Consider the following 18,342-nt stretch of genomic DNA (forward strand, 5'->3'; position numbering starts at 1 on the left):
ATATATCGACGATCCCGCGATCATGGCGTGGCAGGTCGCGAACGAACCAAGAATTTTCACCGAGAAAAACGAAACGGCATTTACCGATTGGCTCGACAAGACCGTCGACCTTATCGACAGCCTTGACAAAAATCATTTGATCTGCACCGGAAGCGAAGGCAGCGCCGGATCGAACGCCAACATCGACACGTTCGAGCGCACGCACAAGAATCCGAAAATCAATTATCTCACGATGCACATCTGGCCCAAGAACTGGCTTTGGTACGATCACAAAAACGAGGAAGAAACGCTGCCCGTGGCGATGAAAAATGCGTCGGAATACATTGAAAAACACATTGCCGTGGCCGAGCGAATGAAAAAACCGATTGTGGTCGAGGAATTCGGATTGCCGAGATCCAATGAAAGCCTTGATCCAGGTTCGAATACGACGAGCCGCGATCAATTCTATACGCTTTTTTTTGAACGTCTGCTTAAAAGCAAAACCAATAAGGAAGCGCTTCGAGGCGTGAATTTCTGGGGATTCGGTGGCGAAGGAATCGCGAAGAACGAGAATGGAAAATGGAATTCGGGCGATCCGTTCACGGCCGATCCGCCTCAGGAACCTCAAGGATTGAACACGGTTTTCTCGAGCGACGTTTCGACTTTGGAACTCGTAAAACAATACAATTCGAGATTGCGTTGAAGATTTGAGATTTTTCCAATCAGGTTATCTAAATCTTAAATCCATACGGCCAAATCATAATTTTTGTACTTTCGGCACAAATATTTGAACTATGAAAATTCGTCTGCTAACAACGATCCTTCTTTTGACCGGTTTTTTTGCTTCGGCTCAAATGGGCGGCATGAATTCGGGCGTCCGAAACCGGAACATGATGCAACAACCCCAGAGCGATGACAAGCCGAAAGGCCCGTCTCCTGACGAGCAATTGGATAAATTTATGGTTCAGGTCGTGTCGGACCTCGAATTGAACGGGCTTCAGGAAGCTGCCATCCGAAACATCTACAAGGATCAGATGAAGCAGATGGAAGCTATTCGCTCCTCTACGACGATGACCGAGTCGGACAAACAGGAAGAAGCACGACTTTTATCGGAGAAGACCGACAAAGAAGTGAAAGCCTTACTCGATGCGCCCCAACTCGAGAAATACGAGAACATGAAAAAGGATCTTCGTTCGGGCAAAAAGAAGAAGAAAAAGAAAAAAGACGAGGAAGATAAAGAACCTCACGAATAGTAAAAACCCCGGCTTGACGTCGGGGTTTTTTTATTAGTATTATTATTGTTACTCCTTATTACTGTTCGAGCAATCGCTTGAAAACGGGCTCGAGTTCGTTTGCCATGACAACATGATCGTCGATGTCGGGATGTGCGCCGCAACCTTTCGGCTTCATGGGCTTGAATTCAAAAACTTCGATTGGTTTGTGTTGGCTGTCGGACGCGAATGCAGCGGCGATTTCCTTTATGCATGTTACGAAAACCGTATTCTTCTCGCCTGAAATCATCGGGCTGTTGAGCAAAACGATGCGGGTTTTCGGGTAATGGCTGTACACTTTTTTGATGAACGCGACGTAATTCGCCACGTATTTCTTTTGGTCGAACGGAAGGCGCGGCTTTTTGCCGTCTCCGTCGGACATATCGTTCGTGCCCAAACAAATACTAACCAATTCAGGTTGGAATTTAAAATCGTACGGTTTCGAGGCGTCTTTGTCCAGATATAGATTCGCATACACGTCGGGCATTATCGGCTCGGTTTGGTTTTCGTCGTTCCAATTGCGGTACATCCCGATTCCCGACACCGAACTCAACACGAAATCGAACTTCAGCTTTCGCGACAGAATCGGCCCATAAGCCCAATACGCATTATGCTGATCATACCATTCGCCTGAACCGCATGGCGTCTCGAGCACGTCGTTCCCCATTCCGCACGTGATCGAATTCCCGATGAACTCTACCCTTTTGCGCCGCGGCGATTTGTGTGGCGTTTGGGTTTCGACCTTTACGCCTTCGTAAATTACGGTTCCGTTCGAGGCCTCGGTCGCCTTATAAACCGTTAACGTATGCCGTCCTTTTTTGTCGACGGGAACGCGATACCAGCGCGCCTCTCCGGGTTCGATGCGATAACGGCCTTTGTACGATCCGTCGAGTTCGAACGATACATAATTGTGGTGGTCGGCCCCGCTCCGGAGTTTCACGCTGCATATTTGGCCTTGAAAATTGAGTGCGACGCTTGCCGCCGAACCTATGAGAATGACTTTTCCGTCGGACGTTTTTTCAGTGCGACCTGAAACGGTTACGGCTGGAGATTCGGTTTTGACCGAGGTAAATGCTGTCGAGATCAACAACAGCAATAGCGCTATTTTTCGCATCGTGTAAAAATTGATATGCGTAAAAATACGCGATTTCTTCACCGATGTAAAACTGAATTTTTGAAAATTGTTTTTAGGACGCGGGGATATAAATGTCGAAGACGGAACCCATATCGGGTTTTGACCTCGCGGTTACAACGCCGTTGTGGTTTTCGACGATCTTGCGCACGATGGCGAGTCCGATTCCGGTTCCTTCATATTCGGTCCGTGGATGCAGTCTTTGGAAAAGCCCGAAGATTTTTTCGCTGTATTGTTCGTCGAACCCGATGCCGTTGTCGGATACGGTGATGTGGCAATATTCGGTATTTTCACGTAATTCGACATGGTCTATCTCGCTAGCGGGTGCGATTCTACTCTTGATTTTGATATGAGGCGCGCGATCGGGTTTCGAGAATTTGACCGAATTCGCCACGAGATTGTGCAACAACAATCTAAATTGGAACGTGATGACCTTTGCCGTGCACATGTCGGCCTCGAGGATCACTTTCTTGCGTTCGATCTCGTCGCTCAAATCTTCGCTGATGTCGTCGACAATTCGGCCGAGATCGGTGACTTCGAACGTCCAGTCTTCATAAGTGGTACGCGAATAGGCAAGCAAATCGTTGATTAGGCTTTGCATGCGCGCCGCGGAATCCTGCATGCGTTGGAAATACTTTTTCCCATTGTCAGACAAATTGTCGAATTCCTTTTCCAATATGAACGATCCGAATGTCTGTATCTTGCGCAGCGGTTCCTGCAAATCGTGGCTCGAAATATATGCGAATGCCTGCAGTTCCTTGTTCATCGAAGCGAGCGCTTCGTTTTTTTGTTCGAGTTCGTGCGTGCGTTGCTGTATGCGAGCCTCGAGCTCATCAGAAAAATGGCGTTCTTCCTCAAGCATCAGTTCCGAAATTTCGAGATCGGAGACCGCCTCGAGGTGAAACGAAATCAGGTCGGCGAAAAGAAGAAACATTTGCGTGATTTCGGGCGAACTCACCATATGCGGATTCGGATCGATCGCACAAAGCGTCCCAAAAAAAGCTCCGTCCTTTCGTATGATAGGCACTGAAATATAGCTTTCGAAACCGTACATCGCAGGCGTATGATGGTCCTTGAAATTCGGATCTTTAGAAACATGGTCGATGATCACAGGACTTTGATCCTGACGGATTTCGTTGCAGATAGTGGTTTGGATTTCGAGTTCGCCTCCGGGTTTGAGCCCGAACGAAATGTCGTCTTTGACCTGACACGCTATCCAACGATCTTCAGTAACTCGCGCCACGGCTGAAAATCCCATTTTAGTCGTACGACAAATCACGTCAAGTAATGACGGAATAATCGAGATTTTCCCGATGTCGTTAATGTCTTTGCAAAAATTCTCCTCAGAATGTACCATAATGTTTGTCAGCACATAAATGTAATAAATTCATAAGACTATAACCAATGTTACAGTTATTCAACTACTCTTAAATTTCAAAAATGATTTTTCAAGTCGAGGACAATAAATAATTTTAAGGTAGTCAAAATTTAAAATGCTTAAAATCAAATATTTACGTTAATCATAGGCTAAAGCTTGTTTCGTTATAAGAAAAAATTATAAAACAACTTAACGCTGTTAGATTTTATAACCTTACATTTGCCTAACGCTGTTAGATAAATATATTCTTGTTATGGGAAGTAAGGACAGGATTCTTAGACAAAAGGAAGAAACGAGATGCAACATTCTCGACGCTGCCTATAGGATCGTAAAGGCTGAAGGCTGGCAAGGACTCAACATGCGTAAAATCGCTGATGAGATCGAGTATACGCCACCGGTGATTTACGAGCATTTCTCGAACAAGGATGCGATTCTCATGGAAATCACGAAGAAAGGTTTCCTTCAATTGTACGATGAGCTCAAAAAACTGAAGGAAGAAATTTCAGAACCCGACGCTTTATTGGAAGCGATGTGGATGAACTTCTGGTCGTTCGCGTTCAATAACCGTGAAATGTACCAGGTGATGTTCGGAGTTGAGATGGCCTGTTGTATGATGAAAGTGCCCGAGGCAGAATTGCAATACAAAATGTACATCGACGCGATTCAGGACGTCATGAAGAAAAGCGACCCGTCGCCCGAAGTCATCAAACAAAAATATTTCACGTTTTTTTCAGTAATCCACGGATTGATTTCGATCAACATGCTCGGAAATTTCCTCGATACTGAAATGAACACCCAAATACTCAAAGATGCGATTGGCGGAGTGATCCAATCGATTAAAAGCTAAGGTTACATCTTTAAGGAAAATGCATTTTTTTTCGACAACATTTGTCGAAAACAGAATTATTGTACTGTTTTTCGTCCAAATACTTAACGCTGTTAGAAAAAATAACCTAATTAACTCGCTATGAAAATAATTGTCAAACGCTGTAAAGGCTGTATCCGGCTGCTCGCAAGGGCAAATTTAAATCGCTGAAATTCGATCCGACAACATTTAAATTCTATCAATCTAAATAGTTCCACAAAAATGAAAAATCTCATTCTTTCCACAATAGTTGCTTTGGTAGCCATAGGTTGCTCGAACAACAACGCAGGCGCTCCGCAAACCGCCGCTCCTGCCCTTCCGGTGATTTCGATCGCCAACACCGATGCCGTCACCGATGCTGAATTTCCTGCCGCATTGCAAGGAACCGTCGACATCGAAATTCGTCCGCAGGTAAGCGGAAATCTCGACAAGATCTTGGTCGATGAAGGCGCATACGTCACAAAAGGACAGCCGCTTTTCAAGATCAACGAACAGCCGTTCCGCGAACAACTCAACAACGCGCTCGCACTTTTGCATGCCGCCGAAGCCGCTCACACGAACGCCCAACTCGAAGTTGAAAAACTCACGCCTTTGGTCGCGAACGCGGTAGTTTCAGATTATCAATTGAAATCGGCGAAGGCGACGTTGAAGATCGCTACCGCTAATGTAGAACAGGCTCGCGCTGCGGTCGGTTCGGCGAAAATAAATTTGGGTTATGCGACGATCACGGCTTCGGTGAACGGTTACATCGGGCGATTGCCTAAGAAACAAGGTAGTCTGGTTTCTCCGTCCGATCCTGAAGCGCTCACGACATTGAGCGACGTGCACGAGATTTACGCCTATTTCTCGCTTGGGGAATCCGACTTCATCCGATTCAAGACCGACCACGACGGCGCGACGCTGAACGATAAATTGAAGAATTTGCCGGCCGTAAGCCTGGTGTTGCCTGACGACACATCGTACGAGCAAAAAGGTCGCATCGACATGATCGACGGTCAGTTCGACAAAACGACGGGCGCCATTACGCTACGTGCCAAATTCCCGAACGCCAAAGGTTTGCTTCGTTCAGGAAACACGGGAAAAATCCGATTGAGCCTGCCACATTCCGATGCCGTTCTCGTGCCACAGGAATCTACGGTTGAAATCCAGGACAAGATTTTCGTGTTCACGGTCGACAAAACCAACAAGGTCAGCAAGCAACCGATCTCGATTTCGGGCAAAACTGAAACATCGTACTTGGTCGCAAGCGGCATCAAACCCGGCGACCGAATCGTTTCGAAAGGTTTCGAGAACTTGCAGGAAGGCGCGTTGATCGCACCTGAAGAAGCTAAAGTTTTCGCTGATAACAAAACCGTAAAATAATTTTTTTAGCCACAGATTTTCAAAAGGCTTATTCGATCTGATAAGTTTTAGATCAATCGATCTGTTGCCAAAAACCTCCTCTTACCGCAAAAATTTTCGGCCGTAACAAGCCGGCCGGGAATTCTTTGCCTTTTTTAAACTGAATTTTCACTACACAAAAAGAAAACATGTTCAAGAAATTTATAGAACGTCCCGTTTTGGCTACCGTGATATCCGTATTGCTGGTCATCGTCGGAATCTTGGGACTCACAAAATTGCCATTGCAGCAATTCCCGGACATCGCGCCTCCGGCCGTCCAAGTGACCGCGTTTTATCCCGGCGCGAATGCTGAAACGATACTGCGTTCGGTCGCGCCTTCGCTCGAGGAAGCCATCAACGGAGTCGAAAATATGAGCTACATGAGCTCGACCGCAAGTAACGACGGATCGCTCGTGATCACCGTGTATTTCAAACTCGGAACCAATCCCGACCAGGCCGCCGTCAACGTGCAAAACCGCGTTTCACAAGCTACGAGCCAGTTGCCGAGCGAAGTCGTACAGGCCGGAATCACCACGTCGAAACAACAGAACAGCCTCATCATGGTTGTCGATGTCTATTCCGAAGATCCGAAAGAGTACGACCAGACATTCCTCGCGAACTACGCCCAGATCAACATCATTCCTGAGATCCGACGGATTCCGGGTGTCGGCCAATCGATCATCTTCGGTGGAAACAAAGATTATTCTATGCGTGTTTGGTTAAATCCGACGCAAATGGCTTCGTACAATTTGACTCCGAAAGAAGTCATGGGCGCGATCCAGGACAAAAACCTTGAAGCCGCTCCGGGGAAATTCGGGGAAAGCAGCGAGCAATCGTTCGAATACGTGATCAAATACAAGGGAAAACTCAACAAGCCCGAACAGTATGAAAATATCGTGATCCGTTCGAACGCCGACGGTTCGGTGTTGCGATTGAAAGATGTCGCGCGCATCGAATTCGGCGCATACACTTACGGAAATTACACGCGCACAAACGGAAAACCCGGCATCAACATCGCCGTGATGCAGCTCGCCGGATCGAACTCGAACGAAATCCAGATCGCGGTCGGGAAGCTCATGGAAAAAGCGTCGAAAGACTTTCCGAAAGGCGTCAAATTCCTAAAACTCTACAACACCAAAGATTCACTTGACGCATCGATTTCTCAAGTAGTTTCAACATTGGTCGAAGCATTTATATTGGTTTTCATCGTCGTATTCTTGTTTCTCCAGGATTTCCGATCGACGATCATTCCTGCCATCGCGGTTCCGGTCGCCTTACTCGGGACATTTTTCTTCATGTCGATTTTCGGCTTCTCGATAAACCTGTTGACGTTGTTCGCCTTGGTACTCGCGATCGGGATCGTGGTCGATGACGCGATCGTAGTCGTCGAAGCCGTCCACGCCAAAATGGAACACAAAAGATTGCCGCCCAAACAAGCCACGATTTCAGCTATGAGCGAGATAACGGGGGCGATCATTTCGATCACGCTGGTCATGGCGGCGGTATTTTTGCCCGTCGGCTTCATGGAAGGATCGACTGGCGTTTTCTACCGACAGTTCGCGTTTACGCTTGCGATTGCGATCGTTATTTCGGCGTTGAACGCGTTGACGTTGAGCCCGGCACTCGCGGCGTTGTTCCTCAAAGAACCCGCGCATCACGATGGCCATTCATCGGAAAAGAAATCGTTCAAGCAGAAATTCTTCATCGGTTTCAACTCAGGTTTCGATAAACTGACGAACCAATATATGAGCAGTTTGCGTTTCCTGACGCGACACAAATGGGTTTCTCTGGGTGGATTGGCGGCCGTAATTATCGCGACAGTCGTGATGATCCAGCGCACGCCGACAGGTTTCATACCAAGTGAAGATCAGGGTTTCATCGCCGTTTCCATGTCGATGCCGGCCGGCGCTTCGTTGCAACGTACGACCGAGGTCGTGAAAGAAGCCGAGGCAATTCTGAACCAACTTCCGTCACAAAGGACCATCATGGGATTGTCGGGTTTCAACATGTTGACGCAGTCGTCGAGCCCGTCGAGTGCAGTCGCTTTCATCTTGCTCAAACCCGCGAAGGAACGAGGCGAAATGGACGACATCAACGCGATCATGGCCGATGTCCAACAAAAACTATCGGCGATCAAAGGCACGAATTTCTTCGTGTTCACCTTCCCGACCGTTCCCGGATTCAGCAACATCGACGGACTCGATTTCGTGTTGCAGGACAAAACGGGCGGCAGTTTGCAAAAATTCAGCGGCATCAAGGATAAATTCCTTGGAGAACTCATGAAACGTCCTGAAATCATGGTCGCTTTCTCGTCGTTCAAGGCCGATTATCCGCAGTACGACATGGAGGTCGACGATGTGAAAGCCGAGCAATTGGGCGTGAACGTAAAAGATGTGCTGCAGACGATGCAGGCGTATTTCGGTTCGGCACAGGCTTCGGATTTCAACCGATTCGGAAAATACTACCGCGTCATGGTGCAAGCCGACAAAAATGCGAGAAGCGAGATCGGGTCGATGGATGGCATCTTCGTAAAGAACCGCTCGGGCGAAATGGTGCCGATCAACACTTTGGTAAGCCTCAAGCGCGTGTACGGACCTGAAAATGCGTCGCGTTACAACCTGTTCAACTCGATCGGGATTAACGCGATACAGAAACCCGGTTATAGTTCGGGCGACGCGATCCGTGCGGTCGAAGAAGTCGCGGCCCAGACGTTGCCATTTGGTTACGGTTACGAATTCTCGGGAATGACGCGAGAGGAAATTACCTCAGCGGGACAATCGACGTTGATTTTCATCATGTCGTTGCTGTTTATTTATTTCCTGCTCGCCGCGCAATATGAAAGTTACATTTTGCCACTTGCCGTAATCCTTTCGATCCCGACGGGCGTTTTCGGGGTATTCGCCGCCATCGGCCTGACCGGAATCTCTAGCAACATTTACGTCCAGGTCGCACTCGTGATGCTCATCGGATTGCTCGCGAAGAACGCCATCCTGATCGTGGAATTCGCGTCCCAACGAAGGCGAGCCGGAAAATCCCTTGTCGCGTCGGCGCTTGAAGCGGCCAAATTGCGTCTGCGTCCTATTATCATGACGTCGCTCGCATTCGTGGTCGGATTAATTCCGATGATGAACGCGAAAGGTCCGAGCGCACAAGGAAACCACTCGATCAGTATCGGAGCGGCAGGCGGAATGATTTCAGGCGTAATCCTCGGGGTTTTGATTGTTCCCGTGTTGTTCGTCGTATTCCAATACCTGCACGAAAAAGTCTCATCTAAAAATCCGGTCCAACTTCACCCTGAAGTCGTACCCGCTTAATACATATAAAATGAAATCATATATCATTCATATCATCGGGGCGATAATCCTTTTAGCGCTGTATTCGTGCGGCGTTTCCAAAGATGTCGCGATTCCGCAAAAGGCGATACCAGAGAATTATCGCGACGTTTCGGGCGCGACCGAAAGTATCGCCCAAACCGATTGGCGTACATTCTTTAATGAAACGACGCTTCAGACGCTGATCGACAGTGCGCTCGTCCGCAACAACGATTTGCTGATCGCCCAACAGAACATCGAGATCGCGCGTTTGCGTTTGACTCAGGCGAAATTCGGAAATGTACCGACGCTGAATTTGTCGGCGAATGCCAGTTCCACGAATCCGTCCGACAACAGTTTGAACGGATTGAGCCTAAGCCAGTTCACGGGTCAGCACCACATTGACGATTTCACGACGGCCGCGACGCTTTCGTGGGAAGCCGACATTTGGGGCAAGATCAAGAATCGCAAAAAAGCCGCGCTATCGCAATACCTGCAGTCGGAAGAAGGCAAAAAGGCGTTGCAGACGGTTATCGTTGCCTCGGTCGCACGCGGTTATTACAATTTGCTTACGCTCGATGCGCAGCTTGACGTCGCACGTAAAAATCTGGAGCTCAACGAGAAAACATTTTTCATGATTAATCTAAGATTCGAATCGGGACAAGTCACGTCTTTAGCCAAACAGCAGGCCGAGGCGCAACGTCTTGTCGCGGCGCAACTGATCCCATTTTTGGAACAGCAGATCGCGATACAGGAAAATGCGCTCAGCGTGCTTACCGGAAGTTTCCCAAAAGCCATTTCGAGAACAGCAAAATTGTCGGACATCCCGACGAAAACCGATCTCAACGCGGGCGTTCCATCGAATATGGTCGCGCTTCGTCCTGACGTGAAAGCGTCGGAATTCGCACTCGCCGAAGCCAATGCGCGCGTCGGTTCGGCGAAAGCGGAATTGTATCCGTCGCTTACGATAACGGCTTCAGGCGGCGTGAATGCTTTCGAAGTCAGCAATTGGTTCACGATGCCGGCTTCCCTGTTCGGGACGATCGCGGGCGGATTGACCCAACCTTTGCTCAATGGAAAGCGTCTTAAAACGCAATACAAAGTGACCGAAGCCGAGCGTGAAAAAGCGGTGATCGGTTTCAGGAAATCCGTTCTGGTTGCCGTGGGTGAAGTTTCGGATGCGCTGATCAGCGTCGAGAAAACCAACGAGCAATATGTCGTGGCCGAGAATCGTGTGGCGACGTTGGAAAAAGCGGTTTCGAACGCCGACATGCTGTTCAAATCGGGCATGGCGAATTATCTCGAAGTCATCACGGCCCAGGACAATTTGCTGCAGAGCGAACTCGAATTACTGTCGCAACAACGCGCCCGATTAGTCGCGGGCGTCGAGTTATACCGTTCGCTTGGCGGCGGTTGGAAGTAATTGCTTGTTTTCATTTTTTTGTGTGGAAAGCCTCTTTCGGGAGGCTTTTTATTTTTTGCTTTTTTTTTTAGGGTTTAGAGTTTGTCGTAGACGCGAACGGATAACGCTAAATCCTAAACGAAAAAACTACAATCGGATCAAATGAAGTTCCTGTTTGACGTTTAGCAACCAAGGTTGACGGAAATGTTCGTTTATCAAATAGAAATCGCGGCCGTCGAAGCTCGTTATGCCTTCAGTCTGGCGGAAGCGCTTGCGGATCTTGATTCGGGAAACTTTTGCTGAAAAGAAGTCGGTTCCCTCGAAATCCTTGAAATCGAGCACGAAGGTTTTCAGAAATTTATTATAACCACAGAGCACGAGACTTTTGATTTCAGGGTTGAAATAAGCGCCCGTAACGTGGATTTTCGTGGAAAACGCCGACATGAATTTCGCTTCGTGATTTCCGGGAACTTTTGGGATCGAATAGGCCGCCGTGCGATTGGCCTCTTTGGTAAACAACACGATGCTGTCACCTGCGATAACGATCGCTTCACAGTTGTAGTTGCGTCGGCGGGATTTACCATCGTGGCTGATTTCTTCGGGCCATCGGAAAACGATGCTATCGACAATCGCGCGGTTTTCGAGCAATGCCTGTTTGTCGACGCGGTAAATCTGAAGGCTTTCGCGCAGGTGGTAATTATTGCCGATGTCACCGATGTAAAAGTATCGATCGTCCTGCGTCATGTCTTCCCAATCCTTATTCGGGACCGGAATATCATACGTCGCCGTGATCTTTGCGGTCGCGGTATCTATCGAAAATAGTTGTGATTTGTTGCCGCTGTCATTGTGCGCCCAAAGTTGGTCGTTCCAAAACGTGAGTCCCGAACCTTCAGCTATTTTATTTTCGAGTTCGATACTTTTAGAAGGTCTCAGGCAGCGCTTGCGGATTTTTTGAGGACTATCCTGGGCGTGGCAAAACATTGAAAAAAGCAAAAAAAGATACAGTTGCTTCATATCTTTCAAATGTACGGCAGGAAAAATTCCGGCACAACGCCTTGTGTTGTTATTGGGTTATTTTCTTTTTTTCAATGGCCGTAAAACTTTCCGATTGCAAAATAAAATTCTTGATGAACGGACGCGTTTCCTTTGACGTTTTGGCATAATTCGCCGCGATGAACGCTTTGTCTTCGTCTATGTTATCGCGGTAGCCCACGATGAACGGCACATTTTCCTGAACGCTTAAGCGAATCATGCGGATTTCGATGTTGTTCGGGTCGGCGGCAGCCGCGTCGTCGATGTGACCCGCGCCTTCTTTCATGAACGAGATCTTGTCTGGCAGATAGTTCGAAAACTTGCTTTTGAGCGTGAGCGCGCAGCCTTTGTAGGCCACGAGTGTCTTGTTGGCGTCGGTTTTTGTCACCGACTCGAGAAGCGTCGCGAATTTTTCAGCATTCGCTTCATTTTTTGCGGCGTTCGTGTAGGATTTCCGGACTTGTGAGAGTTGGAGCGAGGCCGACGCGAAAATTGTGGTTAATAGTATTGTTAGGAATTTCATGTTTGGATTGTTTTGTGCAAATTCGGAAAAAACGGTAACAATCGTGATGTAGGATTGTTTGAAAGTTTTACATGATTTTGGGCTACATTCGTCAAATGAAAAAGCCGAAACAAATATCGTTTCGGCTTTTTATTTGGAACAATGACAGTGAACTTGTTTTATCTTCCAACATCCAACCAGCCCTTATCAAATTCCAAACATTTATATCGGTCAATAAAAATACATTTTCGAGTTGTAGTAATGTTTTGCTATTTTGTTTTTTAAGGATTAGTATGTCTTACTGAAAAGATGCATCCAACCAAAGTCAAACGTGCATTTTACCTTAAAGTACGAGTACTGATATTGTATGACAACGACAAGAAAAATGAGGTTTTCAATACTTTTTCAGTGATGGTCGACAAGTCGATGTTGTCGGTTACATATTCTTCTTCGACAACAAATTGTTTATTTTTCAATCTGTCCACGCCAAAGAAGCTCACTCCCCCATTTATCATTACTTTTTGGCTTTTTCCCATAACCAAGGAGATTCCGGTATAAAAACTCGCATTTGCTTCTTCCATACTTTGAAATCCTGCTCCTACGCCAAACATACCGCCTACAGCGACACCGTTTGACGTACGTTGATAAATGTGCATCATCGCTGCAAGCCCTGGCGTGAAAACATCACCATTGTCGCGTTTAAGCAACACAGAACTTCCCTCGGTTTCGCTATCCTGTAAATAGTAGCGTTCGTCTTTCGCTCCGCTTCCGAATGAAAATACCGGTCCAACGCTAAAATCTACTTTCAGGCCTCGTTTTACGGGAATTTCGCCATTTAAGACAATAGTTGGTTCATTTGGCGAATAGTCGGCAGCAGGAGTCGGCGTAATCGTAATGGTGAATGCGATGAAGTCTGACCCGTTGACATATACCGGGCCGGAAGTGACGGAAAACGTATCGTCTGATTTTAAAGAGTTTTGCAAATTGTAAACATCTTCAAGTAATTTAAGTACATTGGTTTTGTTGATGGATTTGTGCGCTTCCTCGACTTCTTCATAAGCATTCTCAACAATATCATTTGATATCAAACTTTTTTTGACATTGGAGTCGGCTTTTGCCTTATCGACCAAAGCTTTTGCGGCAGCGTATTTGGCAGACGCATCAGCGTACGTGTCTACGAAGGCCTCATATTTCTTTTTGAGTTCGCCCCAAACATAATCTTCGGGCAATTGCTCTTTCTTTTTATTGCGTGCCGCCATATTGATTAAGCTCATGCGATGCATTTCCAGTTTCGCAATTTCATTTACCGCATCGCTGTATTTCTCACATGCATTTGCTAACTCATCCATTGCCGACTTGAATTCGGCACTCGTCGATTTTTCGGCCTGAAGTTTCATGAGATTCGTCGTTTCCTTTATTTGTTCAGCAGCAGCATTTACCTTTGTTGCGTCGGATGTACCTTGACGGAAAACCACGCGGAGTTCGTCGGACATCTCAGTCACGTAATCGACATTGTTTGTCACAATTTCCACGCGGTACCTGAACGTGTTGATATTCTTAATTTTGAAAGTAACCATTCCATTATTTGAAAGCGGTGTGAACTTTCCAGTCTTCGAGCCTGATTCGATTTTGATTCCTGAAGTATAAGCGCCCTTTGCGAAATCGTATTCCACAACTTGGGCTTTACATAAAAATGACAGGACAAAGACGGCGACGGTAAATGTAATTTTCTTCATAATTCTTGTGGTTTAAATGAAATGGTTTGTATTTCTTTTAGGAATTGTATGCTTGGCGCGAAGAAATATTCGCCTCCTCTCATTTTCACGCTTGTTTCGAAGCCGCATTTAGTCATTGAGTCAGGCGACGCGTCACCATATATTTTGGCAAACATTCCGCTGGTGTTATTTTCTCTGGAATTCTCGGTTTGGCCGATAACCGGATCATTTCCGTTACCGTCGCCATCCAGCGAATTAATGTGTATCTGGATAGCTTCAAATTGATTTACTATACTGTGTTGGAAACTCATGAACAACAATCCGACATTTGCATCAGGCATCTGTGAATTTGCAGGATCCAGCATCGGTTCAACATCACGATTTCCATATGGAATTCCACGTCGCGCCATCCGTTGCTTCAACGCATCTGGAGTTCGTGGATTGGATCTTCGGATATGGCTGTGAAAAGGGCATTTCGCACCTGCGATATCCTGATCGTAGTTGAAGTTGTTGAAACTCGCGCCGTTAATCATTTCTGCAGCAGGACTTATCGTTACTGGTGTTCCATCTTCGAAGCGCCCTACGAGCATGGCGCCAGCACGCTCCTCGTCTTCTCCCGTAAGCTCTAACAAACTCGTAGCGAGTTCCTCCTCATCACTTTTAAACTTCTGTACGTTTTGCTCTAATTTCCTGAAAACAAAATAGCTTCCGAAGGCTTTTTCGGATGTAACCCATGGATCTTCAACAAGCACTAATTCTTTTTCGGCCCGCGGATCGAAATTCCCAAAATCCACATTGTGCTTAAGATAATCCGTGACCTCATCTTCCATGAATATAGGCTGGCTCACGCCGTCGACATAACCAAAATGTTCGATTCCGTTTCCCGCAGCGTCGCGCAAAATGTTGCCATACTCTATTGTATCAACCGTGAAAACGGCGTTGCATCTTTTTATAAGTGAGATGGTCGCCTTGCCCAGGCGGATCTTATCGTCGTCGGCCACCAAAATCATGGCGTGGCAGGTATTATTGAAACCTTTATCCCAGTTTGAAGGCTGGTCGAAAAGGATATCTTTTCTCTTTTTCATTCCTTGTTTGAAGGCTTCGTCCCCGAACTTATCCGGAGTAAAACCCAAATAGTCATAACCTTTCGCCGAAATGAAAAAACTGTAAAAAACGTCGCCAACTTTTCTTTCTTCCTTGAATGCCGTGCGCTCGTCGAGTTGTTTCTTGAACGACGTTATGCCGTAAGCGAATTCGGAAATCCAACGCTTTGCCTCGGCAATATCTTTAAAAGTAACGAAGATGTTTTGTGTGTGATCGCGCCCGTGTCCTTTCAGGACGTTGCCTTGTAGGTTAAGAAACAGCTTATTATTATCGCCGTCTTGATTTAAAAGTTTCATATTTTTCGTTTTTAAGTTATTGATTTGCCGATCCGGGTGAGGGTGCCAAAAGACCCACCAATGCTCCTAATGCGGTAGATCCTATCGAGACCAGAAATTCGGGCACTTTTGCAGTTTCCGGGGTCTCAGACCCGAAAATGATAATACCTCCGAGGATGATTGACGTCAATAGCACAGACCCGACAATCATGACTACAACAAGAAATATCCATTTGTTATGTATAGGCGATGGTTCTGATTTGTTTTCTTCGAGGAACGGGATCGGATTTTCACGCAGCCGTTGCTCTTTTTCAGGAGTCATTTCAGTCAGCAACTTGGAGATACTCTTTTCCATGGTAAATGCTTTTAGATTATGTTTCAAAACTAAAGCACCTGTTAAATAATACGTTAGGCAAATCACCAACAAACGGAAGGGATTTAACTATGGGTAAAAACGTTAAGAAATTAGACGATTTCGCGAGCAAATAATAGTGCCATATGGATGTTTTTCCAACTTTTTGACATACTTTGAGACATACGCCTTGACCATCCAATAGTATTTTTTAACAGCAACGTCGCACGAACCAAAATTATGTGTAGTTTTTACGCGCCAAATCTCCTCTATTTATCGACCTGCCAATTGTTTAGGGAAAACACCTATCTGATTAGGCATTTCCCTATTGATAGCTTTTTGCGGTTGTGCGAGCTTGCAGTAAACAAAAACATTCATATTATGAGAAAATTTATCTTGTGCGCATTGGTGGTGATTGCCTTGTGCGGTTGTAAAAAACAGAAACCCGAACTCGAAAAAGTGGACGAGGCGCAAATCGAGCAAATTGATGCAGCCGCCATTGAGAATATGGTCAAAGAAAATTTTGCCAGGGAAAAAGCAGCGGCAGCGAAACTTCAGGACTTGCTGTCGAATGATCGAACTGACGTCAAAGTCCAGACCTGCGAAGCCCGAATTTATCTGGAGGTTGATTGTATGGACGATGTCAACTGGAAATCAGAGTATGGAAAATATATTGTCGTGCCGCCAACGAACATGGGAACCGGGACATCTGCTAAAAAGGTATTTACTTTTCCGCTCGATGTTTTTGCTGACAAAGGCGATCAGGCAAAATTTCTGCAAGACTCTCAAGAATTCATCGCATTTGAATTCATGAATCCCACATTCACATGCCGACATTTTGTAGCATTCGAGTCGGATGCCCAACCTGACGGTTCGCCAGATCCCCAAATATATTGCGCTTCCGCGATATGGGGCGATTTTAAAAGAATGGTCAATTCCGCTACGCCACCGGATTCGACACAACGACGGTTCGACAGTACCAAGTTCGAAACGTTCGTAATTATCAACGCAAGCTGTTCGCCGTCGCGTGTTGAGGTAGCTGTCGGAAACTTCGATACCAATTCACATTGTTTCTCGATACCGGCATTAAAAGTCTTTGCCGATAATCACAATGTTCAAGATAGTGATACCGTGTATTTCGAGGTTACGACATCTTCTCCTCCGGCACTACTGATTTTCTTTCACGACAGCGCCAATCGTTATCACGGAATTTACGACTTCTCCGGAACCCTCCCATAAATGCACCTAACAATACCCGAAGCCATAACGTACGCAACCAGAATATTGGTTTTCACAACCTTTATGGCTTCGGTTTGTTATTTGAATACGAAAGACTTCGACCACAAAATCCTGATTTGGATCCTTTCGACTTCCTTGTTGAATGAATGCACGATTTTCTTTTTGGCAGATACGAGCTTTCCGTTAAAGACAAGCCAGTCAATACTGTTGTCGTTGCATCAGATTTTATGGCTTGTGCTGATATCAAGATTTTGGAAACGGCGCGACAAACAAACGTTTCTGGTTGGAATCGTCATTTTCTTTCTAATGGATTCCTTGTGTATCGAAGGCTTTGAGAGCGTCGCCTGCTACACACTCGTGCTTACGTCTTTGTGTTACTTGACGATATTCGCCGCGTATTCCACAAAACTACTTAAAAATGAAAATTTCAATGCATTCATGGCCGACCGATTTATTTTACTGAGCGCCCCTTTGCTTTTCTTTTTTGGGATGTCGGCGATACTTGGATTTCGAAGCAATCCCCTTTCGACGACTGAAATAAACGGCATCCAACTTTACAAAATAGTCAATATCACAATCAATGTAACGTATTATCCGCTGCTGTTGGTTTACATCTACCGTCAAAAAAAAGCCTATGTTATTTGATCTTGCCCTCGGCATCCTCATTGGCGTGCTGCTAATCATAATTGTCGCCGTGTTCTGTCTGGTCTTGATCCGATTGTACATCAACAAAATCAAAACCTACACCGCCGCTCTCTACCAAAAAGATCTCGACCTCCAAAAATCCATCACGCAAACCGTGATCGAAACCCAGGAACAGGTGTTGCAGAATATTTCCCAAGACTTGCACGACGACGCGGGCCAGCAACTCACGTCAATAAATTTCCAGATCGAATCACTCCGACTCGACTCGTCCCAGTACAACACCGAACTCGAGCCCGTATCCCAATCGATAAAACAACTCGCAACGTCGATCCGGAACTTAAGCCATTCCTTGAGCAACCAATTGCTTTTGGGCGACGACTTGATCAAAGCCATAGAAACCGAAGCCGAACGACTCAAGAACACGGGTCGCGTCATGGTGCAATTCTCCTTTTTCGAAACCGGCCCGAAGATTTTCACGCCCGACGAAAAAATCGTCCTGTACCGAATTTTCCAGGAAAGCATCAACAACATTTTGAAACATTCGGGCGCACGTTTCATCGACATCAGGATCACGACCGAACCGTTCTCGATGACGATCAGCGACGACGGGAAAGGCTTCGACAGTTTGTCTGAAACCGGAAAAGCGAAACTCGGGCTTACGAATATGGCCAACCGCGCGGCGTTCATCGACCATGATTTCGACATCAGATCGGTTCCGGGCACGGGCACGGTTTTAACGATCACCAAACAAAACATCTGA

At 46.4% G+C, this 18,342-nt stretch carries 16 protein-coding genes; 9 read left to right on the forward strand and 7 right to left on the reverse strand.

Annotation, left to right across the window (positions count from 1 at the left end; all coding sequences use genetic code 11):
- Positions 1 to 682: cellulase family glycosylhydrolase (locus EOO50_RS14995; protein ID WP_290841098.1), on the forward strand; the 682-nt coding region annotated here is incomplete at its 5' end.
- 91 nt (positions 683 to 773) lie between these two features.
- Complete coding sequence (locus EOO50_RS15000) at positions 774 to 1,232, forward strand: hypothetical protein (RefSeq protein WP_290841099.1); 459 nt, start codon at positions 774 to 776, stop codon at positions 1,230 to 1,232.
- Between the two features lie 58 nt (positions 1,233 to 1,290).
- Here the strand turns inward: EOO50_RS15000 and EOO50_RS15005 are convergent, their stop codons facing one another.
- The gene (locus EOO50_RS15005) at positions 1,291 to 2,364 is read right to left on the reverse strand and encodes an SGNH/GDSL hydrolase family protein (RefSeq protein WP_290841100.1); all 1,074 of its coding nucleotides are present in this window, start codon (positions 2,362 to 2,364) and stop codon (positions 1,291 to 1,293) included.
- A gap of 73 nt (positions 2,365 to 2,437) precedes the next feature.
- Positions 2,438 to 3,739, reverse strand: a complete 1,302-nt coding sequence (locus tag EOO50_RS15010) for an ATP-binding protein (protein WP_290841101.1) — start codon at positions 3,737 to 3,739, stop codon at positions 2,438 to 2,440.
- 274 nt (positions 3,740 to 4,013) lie between these two features.
- Here EOO50_RS15010 and EOO50_RS15015 point away from each other — a divergent pair, with 274 nt between their 5' ends.
- The 4 genes from EOO50_RS15015 (at position 4,014) to EOO50_RS15030 (ending at position 10,739) form a co-directional block, all read left to right on the forward strand.
- A complete protein-coding gene (locus EOO50_RS15015; protein ID WP_290841102.1) occupies positions 4,014 to 4,607 on the forward strand; it encodes a TetR/AcrR family transcriptional regulator in 594 nt (197 codons plus the stop codon).
- Between the two features lie 240 nt (positions 4,608 to 4,847).
- Positions 4,848 to 5,987: an efflux RND transporter periplasmic adaptor subunit gene (locus EOO50_RS15020; RefSeq protein WP_290841103.1), complete on the forward strand. Its 1,140-nt coding sequence runs from the start codon at positions 4,848 to 4,850 to the stop codon at positions 5,985 to 5,987.
- Positions 5,988 to 6,154: 167 nt separating this feature from the next.
- Complete coding sequence (locus EOO50_RS15025; RefSeq protein ID WP_290841104.1) at positions 6,155 to 9,319, forward strand: efflux RND transporter permease subunit; 3,165 nt, start codon at positions 6,155 to 6,157, stop codon at positions 9,317 to 9,319.
- A gap of 10 nt (positions 9,320 to 9,329) precedes the next feature.
- Complete coding sequence (locus EOO50_RS15030) at positions 9,330 to 10,739, forward strand: efflux transporter outer membrane subunit (protein WP_290841105.1); 1,410 nt, start codon at positions 9,330 to 9,332, stop codon at positions 10,737 to 10,739.
- A 126-nt stretch (positions 10,740 to 10,865) separates the two neighbouring features.
- Here the strand turns inward: EOO50_RS15030 and EOO50_RS15035 are convergent, their stop codons facing one another.
- From EOO50_RS15035 to EOO50_RS15055, 5 genes are all read right to left on the reverse strand, one after another.
- A complete protein-coding gene (locus tag EOO50_RS15035) occupies positions 10,866 to 11,732 on the reverse strand; it encodes a hypothetical protein (RefSeq protein WP_290841106.1) in 867 nt (288 codons plus the stop codon).
- A 49-nt stretch (positions 11,733 to 11,781) separates the two neighbouring features.
- Positions 11,782 to 12,273 carry a hypothetical protein gene (locus EOO50_RS15040; RefSeq protein ID WP_290841107.1) on the reverse strand — a complete coding sequence of 164 codons (492 nt, stop codon included), beginning with the start codon at positions 12,271 to 12,273 and terminating at the stop codon, positions 11,782 to 11,784.
- A 317-nt stretch (positions 12,274 to 12,590) separates the two neighbouring features.
- The gene (locus EOO50_RS15045) at positions 12,591 to 13,988 is read right to left on the reverse strand and encodes a hypothetical protein (protein WP_290841108.1); all 1,398 of its coding nucleotides are present in this window, start codon (positions 13,986 to 13,988) and stop codon (positions 12,591 to 12,593) included.
- Entirely contained in the window at positions 13,985 to 15,367 is a 1,383-nt protein-coding gene (locus EOO50_RS15050; RefSeq protein WP_290841109.1) for a Dyp-type peroxidase domain-containing protein, read from the reverse strand. The genes EOO50_RS15045 and EOO50_RS15050 overlap by 4 nt, the downstream gene beginning before the upstream one ends.
- Positions 15,368 to 15,383: 16 nt before the next feature.
- Positions 15,384 to 15,701, reverse strand: a complete 318-nt coding sequence (locus tag EOO50_RS15055) for a hypothetical protein (RefSeq protein WP_290841110.1) — start codon at positions 15,699 to 15,701, stop codon at positions 15,384 to 15,386.
- 378 nt (positions 15,702 to 16,079) lie between these two features.
- Here EOO50_RS15055 and EOO50_RS15060 point away from each other — a divergent pair, with 378 nt between their 5' ends.
- Genes EOO50_RS15060 through EOO50_RS15070 form a run of 3 tightly spaced genes read left to right on the forward strand, consistent with a single transcriptional unit; the run spans position 16,080 to position 18,342 of the window.
- A complete protein-coding gene (locus EOO50_RS15060) occupies positions 16,080 to 16,937 on the forward strand; it encodes a hypothetical protein (protein WP_290841111.1) in 858 nt (285 codons plus the stop codon).
- Positions 16,938 to 17,582, forward strand: coding sequence for a hypothetical protein (locus EOO50_RS15065; protein ID WP_290841112.1), 645 nt, complete (start codon positions 16,938 to 16,940; stop codon positions 17,580 to 17,582). It begins immediately after the preceding gene.
- Positions 17,572 to 18,342 (forward strand): histidine kinase, encoded by a 771-nt coding sequence (locus tag EOO50_RS15070; protein ID WP_290841113.1) that lies wholly within the window; start codon positions 17,572 to 17,574, stop codon positions 18,340 to 18,342. The genes EOO50_RS15065 and EOO50_RS15070 overlap by 11 nt, the downstream gene beginning before the upstream one ends.

It is taken from the genome of Flavobacterium sp., from assembly GCF_004211145.1.
Lineage (GTDB): Bacteria > Bacteroidota > Bacteroidia > Flavobacteriales > Flavobacteriaceae > Flavobacterium.